This window comes from Kitasatospora sp. NPDC092039, from assembly GCF_044756065.1.
Classification (GTDB): Bacteria; Actinomycetota; Actinomycetes; order Streptomycetales; family Streptomycetaceae; genus Kitasatospora.
Genome location: NZ_JBIVSD010000003.1, coordinates 204,719 through 225,243, shown reverse-complemented (window position 1 = coordinate 225,243; position 20,525 = coordinate 204,719). Strand labels below are relative to the sequence as shown.

Here is a 20,525-nt window from a genome sequence, read left to right as displayed (position 1 = left end):
CCGTGCGCGCCCGTCGGGCAGCAGCGAGTAGGCCTAGGCGATGGCGAGGCTGTTCGTGGCTGTCCGGCCCTGGGCGCGGCCGACCGTGGAAGGAAGGATTCCGGCTGGAGATTCAGCAGCAGAGAAGCACGAATACGCCGGGTCCGCCGGTGATTTACCCAACTTTGTCAAGCATTCACCGTTTCGAGCACACCTGCTTCCCGGGTCTGATCGAGCCCATGTGCGAGTCTGCACAGCGCGCGCCCCTGCCACCGGATCGTGCGCCGTGCGCGCCGGGTGTGTGCTGTTCGGGTGCATCACGCACCGCCGCCCTCCGAACGCGGGGCGCGGAGGGCGGCGGGGAAGTGCCGGCGCGGCGGGCGGACTGCCACCGTGGCACCAAAAGGGCAAGCAGATCAAGCGAGTTGGTGCTCAATCAGAACTGGTATCGGATCACCGGCGGTCCTGTTCGAGGGGCGCGAAAGGGGGCGTGCGGCCGCTCACAGGCGCTGCAGCCGGGTGACGGCCTCCTGGAGGACCTCGTCCTTTTTGCAGAAAGTGAAGCGGACCAGGCTACGGCCGGCCTCCGGGTCGTCGTAGAACACCGCGTTCGGGATCGCGACGACGCCGCAACGGCCGGGCAGGGCACGGCAGAACCCGATGCCGTCCTTCTCGCCGAGCGGGGTGATGTCGGTGGTGACGAAGTACGTGCCCTCAGGGGTGAAGGCCCGGAAGCCGGCCGAGGTGAGGCCGTCGACCAGCAGGTCCCGCTTGCGCAGCAGGTCGGCACGGAGGGAGTCGAAGTACGCGTCGGGCAGCCGCAGCGCCTCGGCGACCGCGTACTGGAAGGGGCCGGCGCTCACGTAGGTGAGGTACTGCTTCGCGGTGCGCACGGCCGCGACCAGCTCGGGGACCGCGGTCACCCAGCCGACCTTCCAGCCGGTGAAGGAGAAGGTCTTGCCGGCCGAGGAGATGGAGACGGTGCGCTCGCGCATGCCGGGCAGGGCGGCGAGGGGGCGGTGGACGGCGCCGAACACCAGGTGCTCGTAGACCTCGTCGGTGACGACCAGCAGGTCGTGCTCGACGGCGATCGCGGCGACGGCGGCGAGCTCCTCGGCGGTGAGGACGGTGCCGGTCGGGTTGTGCGGGGTGTTGATCAGCAGCAGCCGGGTGCGCGGGGTGACCAGCGCGCGCAGCTCGTCCAGGTCGGGACGGAAGGACGGGGCCCGCAGGGTGAGCGGGCGGCGGGTGGCGCCGGCCATCGCGATGCAGGCGGCGTAGGAGTCGTAGAAGGGTTCGAGGGCGATCACCTCGTCGCCGGGCTCCAGCAGGGCCAGCAGGGTGGCGGCGATGGCCTCGGTGGCGCCGGCGGTGACCAGCACCTCGGTGTCCGGGTCGTACGACAGGCCGTACAGCCGCTGCTGGTGCTCGGCGATCGCGGTGCGCAGCTCGGGGATGCCGGGGCCGGGCGGGTACTGGTTGCCGCGGCCCTCGCGCAGGGCCCGGACGGCCGCCTCGCGGACCTCCTCGGGCCCGTCGGTGTCCGGGAAGCCCTGACCGAGGTTGATCGAGCCGGTGGCCGTGGCCAGGGCGGACATCTCGGCGAAGACCGTCGTGCCCATCCCGGCCAGTCGGCGGTTCAGCAGTGGCCTGGTACCCATCGGTGGCTCCCTCACGGCTCGTCGTCAGGGCCATCCTGGGACAGCCGGGAGCCGGGGACAAGAACGGCCCGCCACCGGCGCTGAGGCGGTGGCGGGCCGTACCCGGAGGTGCGGGGCGGGATCAGGCCTCGTCGGTGCCCTCGGTGCCCTCGCCGTCCTCGCCTTCGATCTCGTTCTGGAGGCCGAGGCGCTCGACGATCCACTGCTCGAAGCCGACCGAGGCCTGGGTCCAGTTGGCGGTGGTGGTGACGAAGTAGTCCAGGTTGACGCCGGTGCCGACGATCATCTGGGCCTCACCGATCAGGCGGACCACGCCGTCCTCGTGGGTGTGGGTGTAGACCTTGGGCCAGAGGGTCTCGCGGTTCCACTCGTCGATCAGGTCGAGGATCTCGCCCTTCTTCTCCAGCGGGTACGAGCGGTCGTAGAAGGCGCGCACCGCGAAGAGCTCCTTCTGCTCACCGCGGAACATGTAGTAGACGCGGAAGCCCTCCCAGGGGGCGGTGAGGTCGCCCTCCTCGTCCACGACGTGCTTGAGCTGCATCTGGTCCAGCAGCTGGGCGACCAGGGCCTGGTCCGGGACGACGATCGGCGGCGGGCCGGCCGGCCGCCCGCCCTGGCCGCCGGGCTGGCCGCCCTGGGGGACGCCGAAGGACGGGATGGACGACGGGTCGATGCTCATGGGGGTCCTCTTCCTCAGTGCACGTGGTGGCCGGCAATGAGAGGCCGCCCTTTCCACCTCCCATCCTGCCTCATCCGGGGCTCCGCTCACAGGGGCAGCCGAGGGGTGCGTCGATCTTCGTCCGGCGGTCTTCCGGGGGTCGTCCGGCGCCTCCGGTCGGGCGGAACGGGGGGTGGTCACGGAGGGTGCGCGGCATGGGGGCCGGATCGGGGCGCGGGGCCGTACGGAGGGGTGGGCTGGAGCCGGACGCGCAGCCCGGCGAGCTGGTCCGGCTGCCCCGCCGGGCGGTCGTCATCGGCGCGCTGAGGAACACGCGTCGGTCAAACACCGTTACTGCCGGGAGAGTTGAGCCGTCCTGAGGCGGACGGCCCGGAATCGGGAAGGGAACGGGCATGGGTGGAGCGACGGGGGACGGCGCGACGCTCGGGGCGCTGCTGCGGAGCATCCGGCTGGACCGGGGGATGACGCAGGAGCAGTTGGGCGAGGCGACCGGCCTGAGCGTGCGGTCGATCCGGGACCTGGAGCGGGAGGTGTCCTGTCCGCGGGTGACCACGCTGCGGCTGCTGACCCAGACCTGGGGGCTGCCGGACGCCCAGGTGGCCGAACTGCACCGGTTGGCGCGCAGCCGCCGGGACCGGGCCCGGCGGCTGCTGCGCTCGGGCGGCGGGGCGACGGCCGAGTGACCGCCGCGGAGTAGCCGAACCCGGCCCCGGGCGCGAACCGGCCCCCGGGCGCGGACCAGGCCGAGCGCGGACGGGCCGCCCCCTTGCCGCCGGAGCGGAGGGAGCGGCCCGTGCGCCGGACGCCCGGCGGTGCTACTTCTCCAGCGGCCCCCGGCCGCGGACGGTGAGGCGGTCGCCCGTCTCGTCCCGCTCGACCACGACGGTGTCCCCGTCGTGCACCGCGCCGGACAGGATCGCCCGGGCCAGCTGGTCGCCGATCGCGGACTGCACCAGCCGGCGCAGCGGGCGGGCGCCGTACGCCGGGTCGTAGCCGGTGAGCGCCAGCCAGTCGCGGGCGGCCTCGGAGACCTCCAGGGTGAGCCGCCGCTCCTGCAGCCGCTCGCCCAGCCGGGCCACCTGGAGGTCGACGATCCGGCTCAGCTCACCGGTGCCCAGCGGCTCGAAGACCACGATGTCGTCCAGCCGGTTGAGGAACTCCGGCTTGAACGCGGCCCGGACGGCGCCGAGCACCAGCTCCCGCTTCTCCGCCTCCGGGGTGGTCGGGTCGACCAGGTACTGGCTGCCCAGGTTGGACGTGAGGATCAGGATGGCGTTGCGGAAGTCCACCGTGCGGCCCTGGCCGTCGGTGAGCCGCCCGTCGTCCAGCACCTGGAGCAGGACGTCGAAGACCTCCGGGTGCGCCTTCTCCACCTCGTCCAGCAGCACCACGCTGTACGGGCGGCGGCGGACCGCCTCGGTGAGCTGGCCGCCCTCCTCGTAGCCGACGTACCCGGGCGGGGCGCCGACCAGCCGGGAGACCGAGTGCTTCTCGCCGTACTCGCTCATGTCGATCCGGACCATCGCCCGCTCGTCGTCGAACAGGAAGTCGGCCAGCGCCTTGGCGAGTTCGGTCTTTCCGACACCGGTCGGGCCGAGGAAGAGGAAGGAGCCGGTCGGGCGGTCCGGGTCGGCGATGCCGGAGCGGGTGCGCCGCACCGCGTCCGAGACGGCCTGCACGGCCTCCGCCTGGCCGATCAGGCGCTTGCCCAACTCCTCCTCCATGCGCAGGAGTTTGGCGCTCTCGCCCTCCAGCAGGCGACCGGCCGGGATGCCCGTCCAGGAGGCGACCACATCGGCCACGTCGTCCGGGCCGACCTCCTCCTTGACCATCGGGGCGGAGGCGGACCCAGGCTCGGTGTCCGCGGTGGCGGCGCGCTCCTGGGCGTCGGCGAGCTCCTTCTCGGCGGCCGGGATCTCGGCGTACATCAGCTTGGACGCCCGCTCGAAGTCCCCGTCGCGCTGGGCGCGTTCGAGCGCGCCCTGCAGGTCGTCCAGCCGCTCCTTGAGCTCGCCGACCCGGTTGAGGCTCTTCTTCTCCTGCTCCCAGCGCGCGGTGAGCACGCTCAACTGCTCGTTCTTGTCGGCGAGGTCGCGTCGCAGCCGGGCCAGCCGGTCGACCGAGGCCGGGTCCGACTCCTTCTCCAGGGCCAGCTCCTCCATCCGCAACCGGTCGACGGCGCGCTGGAGTTCGTCGATCTCGACCGGGGAGGAGTCGATCTCCATCCGCAGCCGGGACGCCGCCTCGTCGACCAGGTCGATCGCCTTGTCGGGCAGGAAGCGGGAGGTGATGTAGCGGTTGGACAGGGTGGCCGCGGCGACCAGGGCGGCGTCCGAGATCTGCACCTTGTGGTGCGCCTCGTACCGGCCCTTGAGGCCGCGCAGGATGGCGATCGAGTCCTCCACGCTGGGCTCGCCGACCAGCACCTGCTGGAAGCGGCGCTCCAGGGCCGGGTCCTTCTCGATCCGCTCGCGGTACTCGTCCAGCGTGGTGGCGCCGACCATCCGCAGCTCGCCGCGGGCCAGCATCGGCTTGAGCATGTTGCCCGCGTCCATCGCGGAGTCGCCGCCGGCGCCCGCGCCGACCATGGTGTGCAGCTCGTCGATGAAGGTGACGACCTGGCCGTCGGAGGCCTTGATGTCGTTCAGGACGGCCTTCAGCCGCTCCTCGAACTCGCCGCGGAACTTGGCGCCCGCGACCATCGCGCCGAGGTCCAGCGCGACCAGCCGCTTGCCGCGCAGCGACTCCGGCACGTCGCCGGCCACGATGCGCTGGGCCAGGCCCTCGACCACGGCGGTCTTGCCGACGCCGGGCTCGCCGATCAGCACCGGGTTGTTCTTGGTCCGGCGGGAGAGCACCTGGACCACCCGGCGGATCTCGTGGTCGCGGCCGATCACCGGGTCGAGCTTGCCGTCCCGGGCGGCCTGGGTGAGGTCGGTGCCGTACTTCTCCAGCGCCTTGTAGGTGCCCTCCGGGTCCGGCGAGGTGACCCGGCCGCTGCCGCGCACGTCCTTGAACGCGGCGAGCAGTGCCTTGGGCGTGGCGCCCTGCTGCACCAGCAGCTCGGCCACCTGCCCGCCCTCGGCGGCCAGGCCGACCATCAGGTGCTCGGTGGAGACGTACTGGTCGTCCAGGTCGTTCGCGCGCCGGCCGGCCTCGGTGAGCACCGCGACGGTGTCCCGGGCGAGCTGCGGCGCGGCGACCGTCGAGCCCATCGCGCTGGGCAGCGCGGCCGCCTGACGGCGGGCCTCGGCGTCGACCCGGGCGACGTCGGCCCCGACCGCCTCCAGCAGGGGCCGGGCGATGCCCTCGGGCTGCTCCAGCAGGGCGATCAGGATGTGCACCGGCCTGACGTCCGGGTTGCCGGCCGTGCCTGCCTGCCGGATCGCGGCGGACAGGGCGTCCTGCGTCTTGGTGGTGAACTTGCTGGCGTCCACTGCTGGGGGGTCCTCCCTCGTCGTCGTTCACTACTGCCACGTGCGGCGGCTGGCGAGCAGCACTGCCATGTACAGCATGCACTAAGTTGAGTCTATTCCGCTCAACCTTTCCCGACTCCGTTCGCCCCGCGACGTCCCGGTGAACGCTCGGCGGACCGCCGGGTCAGCCCCAGCAGCTCCCGGGCCGGCCCGCCCGGCCGCTGTCCGGCCGGCCAGACCGCGCGCAGCGGCCGCCGCAGGTCCAGCTCCTGCGCCAGCGGGACCTCGACCAGCCGCCGGGTGGCCAGCTCCTCCCGCACCACCAGCTCGCTCAGGCAGACCGGGCCCGCCCCGGTCATCGCCGCCGCCTTCAGCGCGGTGGACGAGGCCAGCTCCATCCGGGGCCGGGCCGCGCCCCCGTACGGCCGCAGGGCCGTCTCCAGCACCTCCCGGGTGCCCGAGCCGGGCTCGCGCAGGACCAACGGGACGGCCGCCAGCTCGGCCCCGGTCAGCGGGGCGCGGCGGCGCGCCCACGGGTGGCCGGGCGCCACCACGAGCACCAGCCGGTCAGCCGCCACCACCGTGCAGGCCAGCCCGGGCGGGGCGGACGGGCCCTCGATGAAGCCGAGGTCGGCCTCCCCGGCCAGGACGTGCCCGGCGACGTCCGCCGAGTTCGCCGTCCGCAGCGTCACCGCCGTCCCCGGGCTGGCCTCGGACAGGCCGAGCAGCCAGCCGGGCATCAGGTACTCGGCGACGGTCAGACTGGCCACCACCCGCAGCTTGGCGTCCCGCCGCTCGCGCAGCGCGTCGATCCCGGCGTCCAGCGCCTGCGCCGCCTCCACCACCTGCCGGGCCCACTCGACCACCAGCCGGCCCGCCTCGGTCGGCCGGCTGCCCCGGGGCGAGCGGTCCAGCAGCGGGACGCCGATCTGCCGCTCCATGCCCTTGATCCGGGCGCTGGCGGTCGGCTGGCTGACGCCCAGCTCGGCCGCCGCCCGTCCGACGCTGCCCAGCCGGGCCACCGCGAGCAGCAGTTCCAGGGCGCCGAGTTCGGGGACGTGCGGGGAGAGGGGCATAGGTTCAGGCTATGCCCCCATAGGAGCCCGGGCGCTACCGGCCGCCGGGCCGTCCGGGCGACGGTGGGAGCATGTCCACTCTGGCCGGAATCCGCCCCCTCGCCCACCCCGCCGTCCGCCCCCGGTTCGACCTCGCCCAGCTCGGCCCCAACTGGTACGCCGCCGTGATGGGCACCGCGATCCTGGCCAACGGCGCCGCCGTCCTGCCGGTGCGGCTGCCCGGGCTGACCGGCTTCGGCGAGGTGATGTGGGCGCTCGCGCTGGCCGCGCTGCTGGTGCTGGCCGGGGCCCGGCTGGTCCACCTGACCCGGCACCGCGAGGCGGCCCGCGCCCAGCTGCTGGACGACCCGGCCACCGCGGTCTTCTACGGCTGCCCGCCGATGGCGCTGCTGGCGGTCGGGCTGGGCACCCTGCTGCTCGGCTCCCGGGTGATCGGCACCGGCCCGGCGGTCGCCCTGGACGCGGTGCTGTGGAGCCTCGGAACGCTGTACGCGCTGGCCGTGGCCGGCGGCATCCCGTACCTGATGATCACCCGGCACCCGCTCTCCGCGCTGGAGGCCAACCCGACCTGGCTGCTGCCGGTGGTCGCCCCGCTGGTCGCCTCCGCCTGCGGCCCGGCGCTCGTCCCCCACCTGCCGGCCGGGACGGCCCGGCAGGCGATGCTGTACGGCTGCTGGGCGCTGTTCGGGGTCGGCCTGCTGGCCACCCTGGTGCTGCTGCCGGTGGTGTTCACCGGGCTGTTCCACAGCAAGCTGCCCGCCCTGGCGCTCACCCCCTCGCTGTTCCTGGTGCTCGGCCCGCTCGGCCAGTCCGTCACCGCGGTCCACCAGCTCGCCGACGCCGCCCGCCCGGTGCTGCCCGCGCTGGCGCCCGCCATGGCCGACCTCGCCGAGCTGTACGGCGTGGCGGTGATCGGCGTCGCGATGCTCTGGCTGGCCGTCGCGCTCACCGCCAACCTGCGCGCCCGACGGGCCGGGATGCCGTTCGCGATGACCTGGTGGGCGTACACCTTCCCGGTCGGCACCTGTGTCACCGGCGCCTCCGCGCTCGCCCGGCACACCGGCTTCGGGGGCTTCGACGGGCTGGCCGTCGGCCTCTACCTGCTGCTGGCGTTCGCCTGGGTGCTCGCCGCGGGCGGCACCGCGACCGGGCTGGCGCGGCGCCGGCTGCTGGCCCGCTGACGGCGGCGGGCGCCCCGGCAGGCGCGGCCGCGCGGCCCGGGAGCACGCCGCCGGTGCAGGAACGTGCACGGCCGGAGCGCCGCGACCGCCGACCGGCGGTGGTGCCCGGGCGGCGCCGACTCCCGTCGCCCGTCCCGGTTCCCACCGGAATCCACCCCGCCGTCCTAACCGCCTCCTCCGCCACGGGATGCAGATAGCTGCAATTGCGCGAACCTGCACTCGGGCGGCACTTGTTCACCGGCCGTCACGCTGTGAGGGTGGAGGCACGTCAAGTCGTCCAGGCACCGCAGCCTGATGGTGGCGACTGGCTCTTCGAACGGACCGCGGGTGCGACACGTCTCGCGCCGGCGGAACGGGGGAGCGAAGAGCGCCGGCCGGGGGCCATGTGTGGTGATGGCCTCCTGCCGGACCCGTCGAGGCGTTGCTGCTCCGCCTCGACGGGAGCGCCTTGGCATTGGCGTACGACGGCGGCCCCCGGACGACCCGGTGTGCGACGGCACCCGGGCCCGGGGGCCCGCCGTCCCACCCGGTACGGTGACCGCCTGATCCGTGGGCACGCCGTACCGGCCCACCGGTACCGTGCGCCCGCCCGGCCCACCGGTGCCGCGGCCCGCGCGGCGGGGAGCACGGGCAGCACCAGGAGAGGCGTCCGGCAGGGAGAGTGCGACGTGACGGCGGAACCGGCGGTCACACCGCATCACGGGCCGTTGGGCGAGGAGCCCGACGAGGCCGCGCGACAGCTCTACCTGGCCGTCATCGCCGCGGGCGGCCGCGTCCCCACCGGCGAGGTCGCGGACGTCGACCGGGACGCCCTCCAACAGCTCATCGACATCGGCCTGTTGATGGTCAACCGGATGGACCGCTGCTACACCGCGGTCAGCCCGCGCTCGGTCAGCGACCGCCTCGGCGCCGAACTGCGCAGCGAGGCCACCAGGCTGCTGGTCCGCGCGGAGAACCTCCCGGGCGCCCTGGACGGCCTCACCCGGGCCTACGACGCGATGCCCCGCCCGACCGACCGGGCCGGCGGCGCCGTCCACGTCGAGGGGCACGTCCACATCCGCCAGCGGATCTCCCAACTGGTCTCCGACTGCCGCTCCGAGGTCCTCACCGCGCAGCCCGGCCACCGGCCCGCCGACATGCTCCAGGTCGCCGTGCTCCAGGACGTCCAACTGCTCCAGCGCGGCTGCTCGCTGCGCACCATCTACCAGCCGGTCGCCCTCGCCGACCCGCCCGCCCTCGCCTACGCCGAGGAGGTCACCCGGCACGGCTCGCTCATCCGGGTGCTCGACGAGCCCTTCCAGCGGCTGATCGTCTTCGACCGGTCCGTCGCCGTGATCTCCGCCAACGACGACAACAGCACCGCCGCCTTCATCACCGACCCGGCCACCATCACCTACCTGGTCGGCACCTTCGAACGCGACTGGGCCCGGGCCGACACCGCCGAGGCCGCCGCCCCCGGTCAGGCACCCGCCCGCACCGTCCCCGACCGGGTCGGCCGGCTGCTCGCCCGCGGCCTCACCCAGCGCGCCGTCGCCACCCGGCTGGGCCTGAGCGAACGCACCGTCGCCGCCCACATCTCCCGGCTGCGCGACCGCTACGGCGCGCAGACCCTCTTCCAGCTCGGCTGGCTGATGCGGGGCGCCCGCGATGACCGATGAGCCGGGCCCGGCCGAACGGGCCCTCTACCTCGCCGCCGTCCGGAGCGGCGGGCGGCTGCTCCCCGAGGACCTCGCCCCCGCCGACCGCCCCGCCCTGGCCGCCCTCGTCGCCCGCGGCCTGCTCACCCCCACCGCCACCGGCTGGACCGCCGCCAGCCCGCGCGCCGTCGGCGACCGGATCGGGTTCCACCTGCGCACCCGCGCCGTCCGCCTGCTGCGGTACGCCGAGCGGCTCCCGGGCACCCTGGGGCCGCTGGCCCGCGCCTACGACGAGGCCCGCCACCCGGGGGCGGGCGCGAACCGGCCGTCCGGGGCCGTGGACTCGGGGGCCGTCGACTCCGGGGCCGGCACCGTCGACGACGTCGCCGAGGTGCGCCGCCGGATCGCCGAACTCGTCTCGGAGTGCCGGCAGGAGGTCCTGGCGGCCCAGCCCGGACCGCGTCCGGTCGAAGGCCTCCGGACGGTCCTCGCCCAGGACCTCTCGCTGCTCCGCCGCGGCTGCTCGCTGCGCACCGTCTACCAGCCGGCCGCCCTCGCCGACCCCGCCGTGCAGAGCCAGGTGGCCCTGCGCACCGGACAGGGCGCCCAGGTCAGGGTCCTCGCCGAACCGTACGAGCGGATGCTGGTCTTCGACCGCGCGGTGGCGGTCATCCCCGCCGACGAGGAGCGCGGCCGGGCGGTCTTCCTCACCGATCCCACCACCGTCGCCTACCTGGCCGCCCAGTTCGAACGCGACTGGGCCCGCGCCACGCCCGCCGGCCGCCACCTCGACCCGCCGTCCGTCACCACCGTGCGGATCGGCCGGCTGCTCGCCCGCGGCCTCACCCAACGGGCCGTCGCCACCCGGCTGGGCGTGAGCGAACGCACCGTCGCCGCCCACATCTCCCGGCTGCGCGACCGCTACGGCGCCCACACGCTGTTCCACCTCGGCTGGCAGCTCCGGGGCGAGCGCCATGACTGACGGACCGACCGGCGCCAGGGCGATCGGGGGAATCCGGGCCGCTGCTACCGGAGCCGGCGGCCGGTTCGGCGCGGGCGATCCCGGGCGGTCGGCGGGCGGATCGGTGCGGTCCTGCGGCGGCGCGCCGTACCAGCGGGTCGGCCGGCCGTTCGTCCGCGGGCTCACGCGGCGGGCGAACGGCCGGCCGGACGGGCTTGAGCGGGCACACGGTGCGGTGGCCGGTCACATCGCCCGGCTGTGGGAGCCGTACGGCGCGGAGGCGCTGTTCCGAGGGGGCCGGTGGACGTCGGGGGTCCGGGCGGGGGGAACCAGGGCAGGGGAGCCCGGGCGGGGGGAGGCCGGGCGGGGGGAGGCCGGGCGGGGGAGTCCGGTGGGTGGCCGCGGCTCAGCCGGTGGCGGCGCCGGTCGGCCAGTAGCCGGGGACCGGGGGCTGCTGCCGGGGGACGTTGAACTGCTCGCCGGGGGCGGTCCAGAAGCCCTCGCGCAGGGAGAGCGCCATGCCGGCCCAGTCCAGGGCTGTCTCGACCGTGTGGTTGAGCGCCTCCTGCGACCAGGTGTCGTCGAAGACCAGCGGCAGGACGGGGGCGACCTGCTCGATGGTGGCGATCAGCGGGTTGTGGGTGATGGCCTCGTCGACGAGGAGGACGATCGGCTTGCGCAGCGCCGACGCCCAGCCGAGCTCCAGGCTCACACCGGCCGAGAGCGGGGCCCCGACGTAGGCGAACACGAGGTCCGCGGACTGCAGGGCGCGGAAGTCGGAGGGGACGCGGGGCTCCGGAGCGCGGCCGGAGATGGTCCAGGCGTCGCTGTGGTGCGCGCTGTACACGGCGGCACCGCTGCGGAGCAGGGTCGTGCGGAGCGTCGTCAACCGCGTCCGGCTGGCGAGCGTCACCACACTGTCGGCCGGCCCGGTCAGTCGCATCAGCGGGGCGGCCAGGAACACACGTGCACGCCGACCCTCAGGGGCCTGGCTGTCGTGGTGACGCAGGTAGGGCTCGGTCATGTCGACTCCGGGGAAAGGCCGACCGGGTTGCGAAGTGGTGCCGGCGGGCGCTGAGGACGGTGGTTTTCCAGTCCGAGGACTGAAGAGATCTGGCAGGATATTTGACGGTACAGCGGCAAGTTCGCTATCCGTGCTGGACCATTGGGAGCGAATTGATCGTCTATCAGCGCACGCGGCCGCGTCCAGCGTCCCGCCCTGTCATCTGGATGCCTGGCAGAGAGATGACGCTCCGGTCGAGGTGAGGGGGGATGGCACTCTCGCGGAACGTACGGCATCATGTGGACGCTAGTGCTATTGATTCAGTCCACAGTGTCAGAGAGTGGGAGGGTGGGTCCGTGTCTGTGCGTCGACTCGTCTGCAAGGCTGCGCTTCCGATCCTCATCGGTATAGCGGTGGTGACCGGAGTGTCCGTTTCCTCCGACAGCGGGCAGTCCGCTGGTACCACCCGCGCGGTGGAGGCTGTCGCGGACGATCTCCACTGGGGCTGAATCCCGCCGGACGCCCGGTCGGGACGAAGCGGACAGTAGGGGTGAACCTGTCGCGCCGGGCGGGGCGGGGTTTCGACCGCTGCCCTCAGCCCAGGTCCGGTCTCGCCGACCGGCCGAGCGCGTAGCCCAGCTGGAAGAGGGAGTCGACGTGGTACTCCTCCCGTAGTTCCGCGATGTGGCGGGCGAGGGTTCGCTCACTGATTCCGAGCCGACGCGCGATGACCCGGTGGTTCGTTCCGGCGAGCATCAGGTCGATTATCGTCTGGCGCAGTCTGGACACCACCTGTTGCGGGACGGACCGGTCCCCGTCGAATTCCAGGGCCCGGTTCCAGCTGCGCTCGAACACCTCCTCGATGAGGAAGTTGACGATGGCCGGGTCGTGGATGAACGCGGCCAGGTCGTCGTCCACCACCGGGATCACGGCGAGCTTGCGGTCCACGATGATCAGCCGGGCGTACGGCTCGTCCAGGGTGCGGAACTGCCACCCCGCCTCGGTCAGCTTCGCGACGTAGTCCCGGGTCGGCTGGTGGTAGCGGGTGCTCGCGTTGTAGATGGTCCGCATGGACGCGCCGTGCCGGAGAATCTCCAGGTCGCGCGCCAGGAATGACGTGAGCATTTCCGCCGGCCGAGGGCCGCCGGGCTGCATGGCCAGCCCCTCCGTTACTCCCGCCGCGGCCGACTGCTGAAGTCTCTGATTAATTCGCGCTTTCCCGTGGATGTATTCGATGGCGCCGCCCGTGGTGTCCGGCGCGTGAAATGCCTCGGCGAGTTCGCTGAGATCGGCGGGTAGCGTCACCGCTTTCGAAAGCAGCTCGAGGGCCTGCCGCTGCCAGGTCGAACTCAGACTGTGGGCGAGCTGCGTCGGATCGACGGCGAGCAGTTCGCCCGGTTCGTCGCTGTCGGGTATGAGAAGTCCCAGCTTCAACAATTCTTCGAGGGCGGGGGAGCCGGCGGCCGGGCACGCGCTCTTGGTGAGACGACCGTTCTCGTTCACGGCCTGCAGATAGAGCTTTCGGGCGCCCTCGGACAGGACGCGCGATCCGCTGGATGCAGCTCCCGCGTGCTCTCGCCCACTCATCTCGGCTCCTAGTGTTGACCGGGAAGTAGTCAACGCGACTGGCGTCTTCCGTGGCAAGAATCCTAGGCGGCGTGAACCGGGTGCCCTGCCGCCCGCGGATCGACGGTGCGGGCCCGGCAGAGCACTCTCTCACCACACGGCAGCCGCCGGCACCCCCCCCGGGAGGAGGGGCCGGCGGCTCGGGTGCGTACGACGGTCAGCGCCTGGGACGCCAGACGACGAGGGCGCTGGACTGCGGGGTGGGGGGCTGGTACGGGACGAGGTCGCGGCGGTAGGAGGCGTGGACGGCGGCCTCGCGCTGCTGGAGCGCGGCGGCGGCGCCCTCCAGGGAGTCGACCAGTTCCGCGACGCGGGACTGGAGGGCGGTGACCTGGTTCTCCAGCTCGATGATCCGCTTGATGCCCGCGAGGTTGATGCCCTCGTCCTGGGAGAGCCGCTGGACCTCGCGCAGCTGCTGGATGTCGCGCGCCGAGTAGCGGCGGCCGCGGCCGGCGGTGCGGTCGGGGCAGACCAGGCCGAGGCGGTCGTACTGGCGCAGGGTCTGCGGGTGCAGGCCGGACAGTTCGGCGGCCACGGAGATGACGTACACCGGGGTGTCCTCGGTGAGGACGTACGGCGGCGGGCCCGCGGCGGCCCGGCGGGCGCGACGGGGGCCGGCGCCGGGCAGGCCCTCACCGAGGCCGGGACCGATCGGGGTCTCGGGGTCGATCGGGTTCATCGGGGACATCTGGTCGTCACGCTCCCTTCGCCGCCCGGAACAGGGCGGCGCGCGGATCGTCGGAGGCGGTGGCCTCGCGGTACTGCTCCAGGGCGTTCAGCGCGTCACCGGTGACGTGCTGGGGCACCACGACCTCGACGGTGACGAGGAGGTCGCCGCGGGTGCCGTCCTTGCGGGTGGCGCCCTTGCCGCGGGCGCGCATGGTGAGGCCGTTGGCGCTGCCCGGGGGCAGCTTGAGCTTCACGGCCGGGCCGTTCAGGGTCGGCACCTCGATGGTGGCGCCGAGCGCCGCCTCGGGGAAGGCCACGGGGACGGTGACGGTGAGGTTGTCCCCCTTGCGCCCGAAGACCGGGTGCGGGTCGACGTGCACGGTGACGTAGAGGTCGCCGGGCTGCCCGCCGCGCTCGCCCTGGGCGCCCTTGCCCTTGAGCCGGATGCGCTGGTCGGCCTGGACGCCGGCCGGGATCCGGACCTGCATGGTGCGGGCCGAGCTGGCGCGGCCGCTGCCGTGGCAGTCGGGGCACGGGTCGTCGACGATCATGCCCCGGCCGCGGCAGTCCTTGCACGGCTCGGAGAGCGCGAAGGCGCCCTGGCCACGGCTGACGGTGCCGGCACCGACGCAGGTCGGACAGACCCGCGGGGTGGTGCCGGACTTGGCACCGGTGCCGTTGCAGCCGCGGCAGGGGGCCTGGCTGGTCATCCGCAGCGGGACGGTCGCGCCGTCCACCGCCTCCTCGAAGGAGAGCGTCACCTCGGTCTCGACGTCGGCACCGCGCCGGGGCTGGGCCTGCCGGGTGCCGCCGCGGTTGAACAGGCCGCCGAAGACGTCGCCGAGGCCGCCGCCCTGCCCGCCGCCCTGGCTGCCGCTGAAGAGGTCGCCGAAGTCGAAGCTGTAGCTGCCGGTGCCGCCGGGGCCGCCGGCCCGGAAGCCGCCGTTGGCGAAGAGGCTGCGGGCCTCGTCGTACTCCTTGCGGCGCTTCTCGTCGGAGAGGACGTCGTACGCCTCGGAGATGTCCTTGAACCGCTCCTCGGCCTTGGCGTCGCCCTTGTTGGCGTCGGGGTGGAACTCGCGCGCGAGCTTCCGGTAGGTCTTCTTGATCTCGGTGGCGGTGGCGTCCTTGGGCACGCCGAGGACCTTGTAGTAGTCCTTCTCCACGTAGTCCTTGCCGCTCATGCGTCCACCTCGCTGCGCTCGGCAGCCGCTGAGCGGTACACGCGTCCCCCGATGGTTCGCCCGCTGCGCTCGCTCACGGCTTCCGCCACCTCCCGATGTCCATCGTCACTGCGTTGTCAACCGCCGGTGAAGAAACGGCGGTTGACAACGCGCTGCGGAGCCGGCCGCCGTACTGGCCGGCGTACGACTGCACTGGTTGTCAGCTGTCACAGGTTGTCAGCTGTCCGAGCCACCGTCGGACTTGTCCGTGTCGGCGGGCTTCGCCTCGGCGCCCGAGGACGCCTGGCTGCCGGGCTGGGGCTCCGCGACGGCCACCATCGCCGGGCGGATGATCCGCTCGCCGATGCGGTAGCCGGGCTGGAGGACCTGCACACAGGTGTCCTCGGTGACGTCCGAGGAGTAGCTGTGCATCAGCGCCTCGTGCATGGTCGGGTCGAAGGGCTCGCCCTCCTTGCCGAACTGCTGCAGGCCCAGCTTGGCGACGACCGTCTCCAGCGACTCGGCGACGGACTTGAAGCCGCCCGTGACCTCGCCGTGCTCGCGGGCGCGGCCGATGTCGTCCAGGACCGGGATCAGCGACTCCAGGATGTTGGAGACGGCGATCTCGCGGACGGTCAGCCGGTCGCGCTCGACCCGCTTGCGGTAGTTCTGGTACTCGGCCTGGAGGCGCTGGAGGTCGCCGGTGCGCTCGGCGAGCTCCCGCTTGGCGGCGGCGAGGTCGTCCGAACCGGACTCCCCGGCGCCGGCCGCGGCGGCCTCCTCGGCGGCCTTGATCACCTCGTCGGCGGCGGAGTCGTCGCCGGGCTTGCCGCCCTGCGGCTTGTCCGTCATGCCGCACCGCCCTTGGGCTTCTCGTCGTCCACGATCTCGGCGTCGACGACGTCGTCGTCCTTGGCCTGGGCGGAGTCACCGGCGGCGGCACCGGCGGGGGCGTCGGCGTTGGCGTACAGCGCCTGGCCGAGCTTCTGCGCGGTGGTGGAGACCTTCTCCGAGGCCTCGCGGATCTTCGCGATGTCCTCGCCCTTCAGGGCCTCCTTGAGCTCGCCGACGGCGGTCTCGACCTCGGTCTTGACGTCGCCCGGCAGCTTGTCGGCGTTGTCGGCGATGAACTTCTCGGTCGAGTAGACGAGCTGCTCGGCGGAGTTGCGCGTCTCCACGGCCTCGCGGCGCTTGTGGTCGTCCTCGGCGTACTGCTCGGCCTCGCGGCGCATGCGGTCGACCTCGTCCTTCGGCAGCGAGGAGCCGCCGGTGACGGTCATCTTCTGCTCCTTGCCGGTGCCGAGGTCCTTGGCACCGACGTGCATGATGCCGTTGGCGTCGATGTCGAAGGTGACCTCGATCTGCGGCAGGCCGCGCGGCGCCGGCGGCAGGCCGGTCAGCTCGAACATGCCGAGCTTCTTGTTGTACGCGGCGATCTCGCGCTCGCCCTGGTAGACCTGGATCTGCACGGACGGCTGGTTGTCCTCGGCCGTGGTGAAGATCTCGGAGCGCTTGGTCGGGATCGTGGTGTTGCGCTCGATCAGCTTGGTCATGATGCCGCCCTTGGTCTCGATGCCGAGGGACAGCGGGGTGACGTCGAGCAGCAGGACGTCCTTGACCTCGCCCTTGAGGACACCGGCCTGGAGCGCGGCGCCGATGGCGACGACCTCGTCCGGGTTGACGCCCTTGTTGGCGTCCTGGCCGCCGGTCAGCTCCTTGACGAGCTCGGCGACGGCCGGCATGCGGGTCGAGCCACCGACCAGGACGACGTGGTCGATCTCGGAGAGCGAGATGCCGGCGTCCTTGATGACGTTGTGGAACGGGACCTTGCAGCGCTCCAGCAGGTCGGCGGTCAGCTGCTGGAACTGGGCCCGGGTGAGCTTCTCGTCCAGGTGCAGCGGGCCCTCGGCGGAGGCCGTGATGTACGGCAGGTTGATCGAGGTCTCGGAGGACGAGGACAGCTCGATCTTGGCCTTCTCGGCGGCCTCGCGCAGACGCTGCAGGGCCATCTTGTCCTTGGACAGGTCGACGCCGTGGCCGGCCTGGAAGACCTTGACCAGGTGGTCGACGACGCGCTGGTCCCAGTCGTCACCACCGAGGTGGTTGTCACCGTTGGTGGCCTTCACCTCGACGACCCCGTCGCCGATCTCCAGCAGGGAGACGTCGAAGGTGCCGCCGCCGAGGTCGAAGACCAGGATGGTCTGGTCGTCCTTGTCCAGGCCGTACGCGAGGGCGGCCGCGGTCGGCTCGTTGACGATGCGCAGGACGTTGAGGCCCGCGATCTCACCGGCCTCCTTGGTGGCCTGGCGCTCGGAGTCGTTGAAGTACGCCGGGACGGTGATGACGGCGTCGGTGACGGTCTCGCCCAGGTACGCCTCGGCGTCCCGCTTCAGCTTCTGCAGCACGAAGGCCGAGATCTGCTGGGGGTTGAAGTCCTTGCCGTCGATGTTGATCTTCCACCCGGTGCCCATGTGGCGCTTGACCGAGCGGATGGTGCGGTCCACGTTGGTGACCGCCTGGCGCTTGGCCACCTCGCCGACCAGGACCTCGCCGTTCTTTGCGAAGGCGACGACGGACGGCGTGGTCCGAGCGCCCTCGGCGTTCGTGATGACGGTGGGCTCGCCACCCTCCAGAACGCTGACGACCGAGTTCGTCGTACCGAGGTCGATGCCGACCGCGCGTGCCATCGTAGATACCTCCACGGAAGAGTTGAGCTTTACAGGCTCAAGGATGCACGACCCGAGGGGTGGCGTCAACAGGTATGAGTGCCAGTCGCTCAACTTTGCTGAGCTGGTCGCGCGGCCGGGGCTCCGGGTGCCCGCCACGCCGTGGCGGGGGTGCGCCCACGTGACTGCCGCCATAGCTTGGGAATCTTCTGGAGAACTGTTGCCCACCGGTAATGTCCGGGCCGTCGGCCCGGCAAGTTACCGACCAGTACACTCAGTCCGAAGACCGTAGGACCGCAGAGAGCCTGCTCAACCGCAAAGCCGCAGGAGACGGAGAGCCGATGCAGCTAGCAGCGATCGTCATCTCGCTGGTCACATTCGTGATCGGCACCGCGCTCGCCGCCCGTGCGGCGCTGTACATCTACAAGGTGGTCCGCACCGGTGCGCCGGACTCCACCCGCTTCGGGCAGCCCGCCCAGCGGGTGAAGACCCTCGCGACCGAGTTCGTCGGCCACACCAGGATGAACCGCTGGGGGATCGTCGGCATCGCCCACTGGTTCGTCGCGGTCGGCTTCTTCAGCCTGGTGCTGACCATCGTCAACGCCTTCGGCCAGCTCTTCGACGCCGACTTCGCGCTGCCGGTCATCGGCCACTGGATGGTCTGGCAGCTCTTCGTCGAGCTGCTCGGCACGCTGACCACGCTGGGCATCGTGGTCCTGATCGTGATCCGGCTGATGAGCCTGCCGTCCCGGTCCGGCCGCAAGTCCCGGTTCGCCGGCTCGATCGCCTGGCAGGCCTTCTACGTCGAGTACACGATCCTCGGCATCGGCCTCTGCATCCTGATGCTGCGCGCGCTGGAGGGCGCCCTCAACGGCGTGGACTCGTACGGCCCGGAGCACCTGGTCTCGTACCCGCTGGTCTCCGCGCTGAGCGGCCTGTCGCACGGCACGCTGGAGAACCTGATCTACCTGTTCGCGATGCTGAAGATCTGCATCTCGTTCGCGTGGGCGACCACCATCGGCCTCAACCCCTCGATGGGCGTGGCCTGGCACCGCTTCCTCGGGTTCTTCAACATCTACTTCAAGCGCGAGGAGGACGGCGGCACCGCGCTCGGCGCCCTCCGTCCGATGACCAGCAACGGTCAGCCGATCGACTTCGAGGACCCGGCCGACGACGCCGTGTTCGGCGTCTCCCAGGTCGAGCACTTCTCCTGGAAGGGCATCCTCGACTTCTCCACCTGCACCGAGTGCGGCCGCTGCCAGTCGCAGTGCCCCGCCTGGAACACCGGCAAGCCGCTCTCGCCGAAGCTGCTGATCATGAGCCTGCGCGAGCACGCCTACGGCAAGGCGCCGTACCTGCTGGCCGGCGGCGGCAAGGACATGGAGGGCGAGGAGAAGGCGACCTCCGAGCAGCTCCAGGACGTCCCGGCGGCCGCCCTGGCCGAGGCCGAGCGCCCGCTGGTCGGCACCGCCGAGGAGAACGGCGTCATCGACCCGGACGTGCTGTGGTCCTGCACCACCTGCGGCGCCTGCGTCGAGCAGTGCCCGGTGGACATCGAGCACATCGACCACATCGTCGACATGCGCCGCTACCAGGTGATGATCGAGTCCTCGTTCCCGACCGAGGCCGGGACGATGCTCAAGAACCTGGAGAACAAGGGCAACCCGTGGGGCATGGCCACCAAGGCCCGCCTGGACTGGGTCAAGGAGCTCAAGAAGGAGACCGGCATCGAGGTGCCGGTGATCGGCGAGGACATCGACCCCGCCGAGGTCGAGTACCTCTACTGGGTGGGCTGCGCCGGCGCCCTGGAGGACCGCGCCAAGAAGACCACCAAGGCCTTCGCCGAGCTGCTGCACACCGCGGGCGTGAAGTTCGCGATCCTCGGCAAGGAGGAGTCCTGCACCGGTGACTCCGCCCGCCGCCTGGGCAACGAGTTCCTGTTCCAGATGCTCGGCGCGCAGAACGTGGAGACGCTCAACGCGGCCCTGGAGGACGCCCCGGTCAAGCGGATCGTGGCCACCTGCCCGCACTGCTTCAACACCATCGCCAACGAGTACCCGCAGCTGGGCGGCCACTTCGAGGTCATCCACCACACCCAGCTGCTCCAGCACCTCATCGACGAGGGCAAGCTGATCCCGGTCAACCCGGTCGAGGGCCTGATCACCTACCACGACCCCTGCTACCTGGGCCGCCACAACAAGGTCTACAGCCCGCCGCGCGAGATCATGGACAAGGTCCCCGGTCTGCGCCAGCAGGAGATGCACCGCCACAAGGAGCGCGGCTTCTGCTGCGGCGCCGGCGGTGCGCGGATGTGGATGGAGGAGCGCATCGGCAAGCGGATCAACACCGAGCGCGTGGACGAGGCGCTGTCGCTCAACCCGGACATCGTCTCCACCGCCTGCCCGTTCTGCCTGGTGATGCTCTCCGACTCGGTCAACGGCAAGAAGAACGAGGGCGCGGCCAAGGAGCACCTGAAGGTGGTCGACGTGGCCCAGCTGCTGCTCGACTCGGTGAAGGCCGTCCCGCCGGCCGACAACGAGGAGCAGCCCGCGACGGTGGACGCTTAACAGCCCTCGCGGAGCCCGCTGTTCGACAGTTCTGCTACAACCGCCCGGCCCGGTGGACGCCGCGAACGCGCCCGCCGGGCCGCGCTTTTGGACGGCCCGGACGGCCTGCGCCGGTACGGCGGGCGGACGGCGGGTGACGGCGATCGCACAGGCGCCGGACGGGCATTCGGTCGGAAGCAAATACAGTAGGCCCGGACCGGCTGCGTGCCGGTCCACCCGTTCCGGACGGAAGCCCCGGACG

General features: G+C 72.2%; 15 protein-coding genes. 5 read left to right on the top strand and 10 right to left on the bottom strand.

Annotated features, from left to right (window positions below):
- Window positions 1-479 precede the first annotated feature (479 nt).
- Window positions 480-1,640 carry a pyridoxal phosphate-dependent aminotransferase gene (locus tag ACIQI7_RS07295; protein ID WP_401105996.1) on the bottom strand — a complete coding sequence of 387 codons (1,161 nt, stop codon included), beginning with the start codon at window positions 1,638-1,640 and terminating at the stop codon, window positions 480-482.
- Window positions 1,641-1,761: 121 nt separating this feature from the next.
- Window positions 1,762-2,319: a YbjN domain-containing protein gene (locus ACIQI7_RS07290; RefSeq protein ID WP_387752122.1), complete on the bottom strand. Its 558-nt coding sequence runs from the start codon at window positions 2,317-2,319 to the stop codon at window positions 1,762-1,764.
- Between the two features lie 392 nt (window positions 2,320-2,711).
- Between ACIQI7_RS07290 and ACIQI7_RS07285 the strand changes: the two genes are divergently transcribed.
- Window positions 2,712-3,002: a helix-turn-helix domain-containing protein gene (locus ACIQI7_RS07285; protein WP_387752125.1), complete on the top strand. Its 291-nt coding sequence runs from the start codon at window positions 2,712-2,714 to the stop codon at window positions 3,000-3,002.
- A 132-nt stretch (window positions 3,003-3,134) separates the two neighbouring features.
- Here ACIQI7_RS07285 and clpB read toward each other — a convergent pair whose 3' ends face one another.
- Together clpB and ACIQI7_RS07275 are read right to left on the bottom strand one after the other, a co-directional pair.
- Entirely contained in the window at window positions 3,135-5,756 is a 2,622-nt protein-coding gene (gene clpB / locus ACIQI7_RS07280; RefSeq protein ID WP_401105993.1) for an ATP-dependent chaperone ClpB, read from the bottom strand.
- A 101-nt stretch (window positions 5,757-5,857) separates the two neighbouring features.
- Window positions 5,858-6,811, bottom strand: coding sequence for a LysR family transcriptional regulator (locus ACIQI7_RS07275; RefSeq protein ID WP_401105991.1), 954 nt, complete (start codon window positions 6,809-6,811; stop codon window positions 5,858-5,860).
- Between the two features lie 71 nt (window positions 6,812-6,882).
- On the opposite strand from ACIQI7_RS07275, the gene ACIQI7_RS07270 reads away from it, so the two are divergent.
- The 3 genes from ACIQI7_RS07270 (at window position 6,883) to ACIQI7_RS07260 (ending at window position 10,611) form a co-directional block, all read left to right on the top strand.
- Window positions 6,883-7,992, top strand: a complete 1,110-nt coding sequence (locus tag ACIQI7_RS07270; RefSeq protein WP_401105989.1) for a TDT family transporter — start codon at window positions 6,883-6,885, stop codon at window positions 7,990-7,992.
- A 707-nt stretch (window positions 7,993-8,699) separates the two neighbouring features.
- Window positions 8,700-9,650: a LuxR C-terminal-related transcriptional regulator gene (locus tag ACIQI7_RS07265; protein WP_401105987.1), complete on the top strand. Its 951-nt coding sequence runs from the start codon at window positions 8,700-8,702 to the stop codon at window positions 9,648-9,650.
- Window positions 9,640-10,611, top strand: a complete 972-nt coding sequence (locus tag ACIQI7_RS07260; protein ID WP_401105985.1) for a helix-turn-helix domain-containing protein — start codon at window positions 9,640-9,642, stop codon at window positions 10,609-10,611. The genes ACIQI7_RS07265 and ACIQI7_RS07260 overlap by 11 nt, the downstream gene beginning before the upstream one ends.
- Before the next feature lie 385 nt (window positions 10,612-10,996).
- Here the strand turns inward: ACIQI7_RS07260 and ACIQI7_RS07255 are convergent, their stop codons facing one another.
- The 6 genes from ACIQI7_RS07255 to dnaK form a co-directional block, all read right to left on the bottom strand.
- Entirely contained in the window at window positions 10,997-11,614 is a 618-nt protein-coding gene (locus ACIQI7_RS07255; protein ID WP_051709310.1) for a hypothetical protein, read from the bottom strand.
- Between the two features lie 573 nt (window positions 11,615-12,187).
- Window positions 12,188-13,180 carry a hypothetical protein gene (locus ACIQI7_RS07250; protein WP_387752141.1) on the bottom strand — a complete coding sequence of 331 codons (993 nt, stop codon included), beginning with the start codon at window positions 13,178-13,180 and terminating at the stop codon, window positions 12,188-12,190.
- A gap of 196 nt (window positions 13,181-13,376) precedes the next feature.
- A complete protein-coding gene (locus ACIQI7_RS07245) occupies window positions 13,377-13,907 on the bottom strand; it encodes a heat shock protein transcriptional repressor HspR (protein ID WP_401105982.1) in 531 nt (176 codons plus the stop codon).
- Between the two features lie 7 nt (window positions 13,908-13,914).
- Window positions 13,915-15,072 carry a molecular chaperone DnaJ gene (gene dnaJ / locus ACIQI7_RS07240; RefSeq protein WP_387752146.1) on the bottom strand — a complete coding sequence of 386 codons (1,158 nt, stop codon included), beginning with the start codon at window positions 15,070-15,072 and terminating at the stop codon, window positions 13,915-13,917.
- Window positions 15,073-15,288: 216 nt separating this feature from the next.
- Window positions 15,289-15,903, bottom strand: coding sequence for a nucleotide exchange factor GrpE (grpE, locus tag ACIQI7_RS07235; protein ID WP_387752148.1), 615 nt, complete (start codon window positions 15,901-15,903; stop codon window positions 15,289-15,291).
- Entirely contained in the window at window positions 15,900-17,738 is a 1,839-nt protein-coding gene (dnaK, locus tag ACIQI7_RS07230; protein ID WP_387752150.1) for a molecular chaperone DnaK, read from the bottom strand. The genes grpE and dnaK overlap by 4 nt, the downstream gene beginning before the upstream one ends.
- Window positions 17,739-18,058: 320 nt before the next feature.
- On the opposite strand from dnaK, the gene ACIQI7_RS07225 reads away from it, so the two are divergent.
- Window positions 18,059-20,284, top strand: coding sequence for a (Fe-S)-binding protein (locus ACIQI7_RS07225; protein WP_401105979.1), 2,226 nt, complete (start codon window positions 18,059-18,061; stop codon window positions 20,282-20,284).
- Window positions 20,285-20,525 lie beyond the last annotated feature (241 nt).

Excerpts from the sequence above, each read along its gene's own strand:
- ACIQI7_RS07275 (WP_401105991.1), bottom strand. The coding sequence starts at position 6,811 with ATGCCCCTCTCCCCGCACGTCCCCGAACTCGGCGCCCTGGAACTGCTG.
- ACIQI7_RS07250 (WP_387752141.1), bottom strand. The coding sequence starts at position 13,180 with ATGAGTGGGCGAGAGCACGCGGGAGCTGCATCCAGCGGATCGCGCGTC.
- ACIQI7_RS07255 (WP_051709310.1), bottom strand. The coding sequence starts at position 11,614 with ATGACCGAGCCCTACCTGCGTCACCACGACAGCCAGGCCCCTGAGGGT.
- ACIQI7_RS07225 (WP_401105979.1), top strand. The coding sequence starts at position 18,059 with ATGCAGCTAGCAGCGATCGTCATCTCGCTGGTCACATTCGTGATCGGC.
- dnaJ (WP_387752146.1), bottom strand. The coding sequence starts at position 15,072 with ATGAGCGGCAAGGACTACGTGGAGAAGGACTACTACAAGGTCCTCGGC.
- ACIQI7_RS07245 (WP_401105982.1), bottom strand. The coding sequence starts at position 13,907 with ATGTCCCCGATGAACCCGATCGACCCCGAGACCCCGATCGGTCCCGGC.
- ACIQI7_RS07290 (WP_387752122.1), bottom strand. The coding sequence starts at position 2,319 with ATGAGCATCGACCCGTCGTCCATCCCGTCCTTCGGCGTCCCCCAGGGC.
- ACIQI7_RS07260 (WP_401105985.1), top strand. The coding sequence starts at position 9,640 with ATGACCGATGAGCCGGGCCCGGCCGAACGGGCCCTCTACCTCGCCGCC.
- ACIQI7_RS07270 (WP_401105989.1), top strand. The coding sequence starts at position 6,883 with ATGTCCACTCTGGCCGGAATCCGCCCCCTCGCCCACCCCGCCGTCCGC.
- dnaK (WP_387752150.1), bottom strand. The coding sequence starts at position 17,738 with ATGGCACGCGCGGTCGGCATCGACCTCGGTACGACGAACTCGGTCGTC.
- ACIQI7_RS07295 (WP_401105996.1), bottom strand. The coding sequence starts at position 1,640 with ATGGGTACCAGGCCACTGCTGAACCGCCGACTGGCCGGGATGGGCACG.
- grpE (WP_387752148.1), bottom strand. The coding sequence starts at position 15,903 with ATGACGGACAAGCCGCAGGGCGGCAAGCCCGGCGACGACTCCGCCGCC.
- ACIQI7_RS07285 (WP_387752125.1), top strand. The coding sequence starts at position 2,712 with ATGGGTGGAGCGACGGGGGACGGCGCGACGCTCGGGGCGCTGCTGCGG.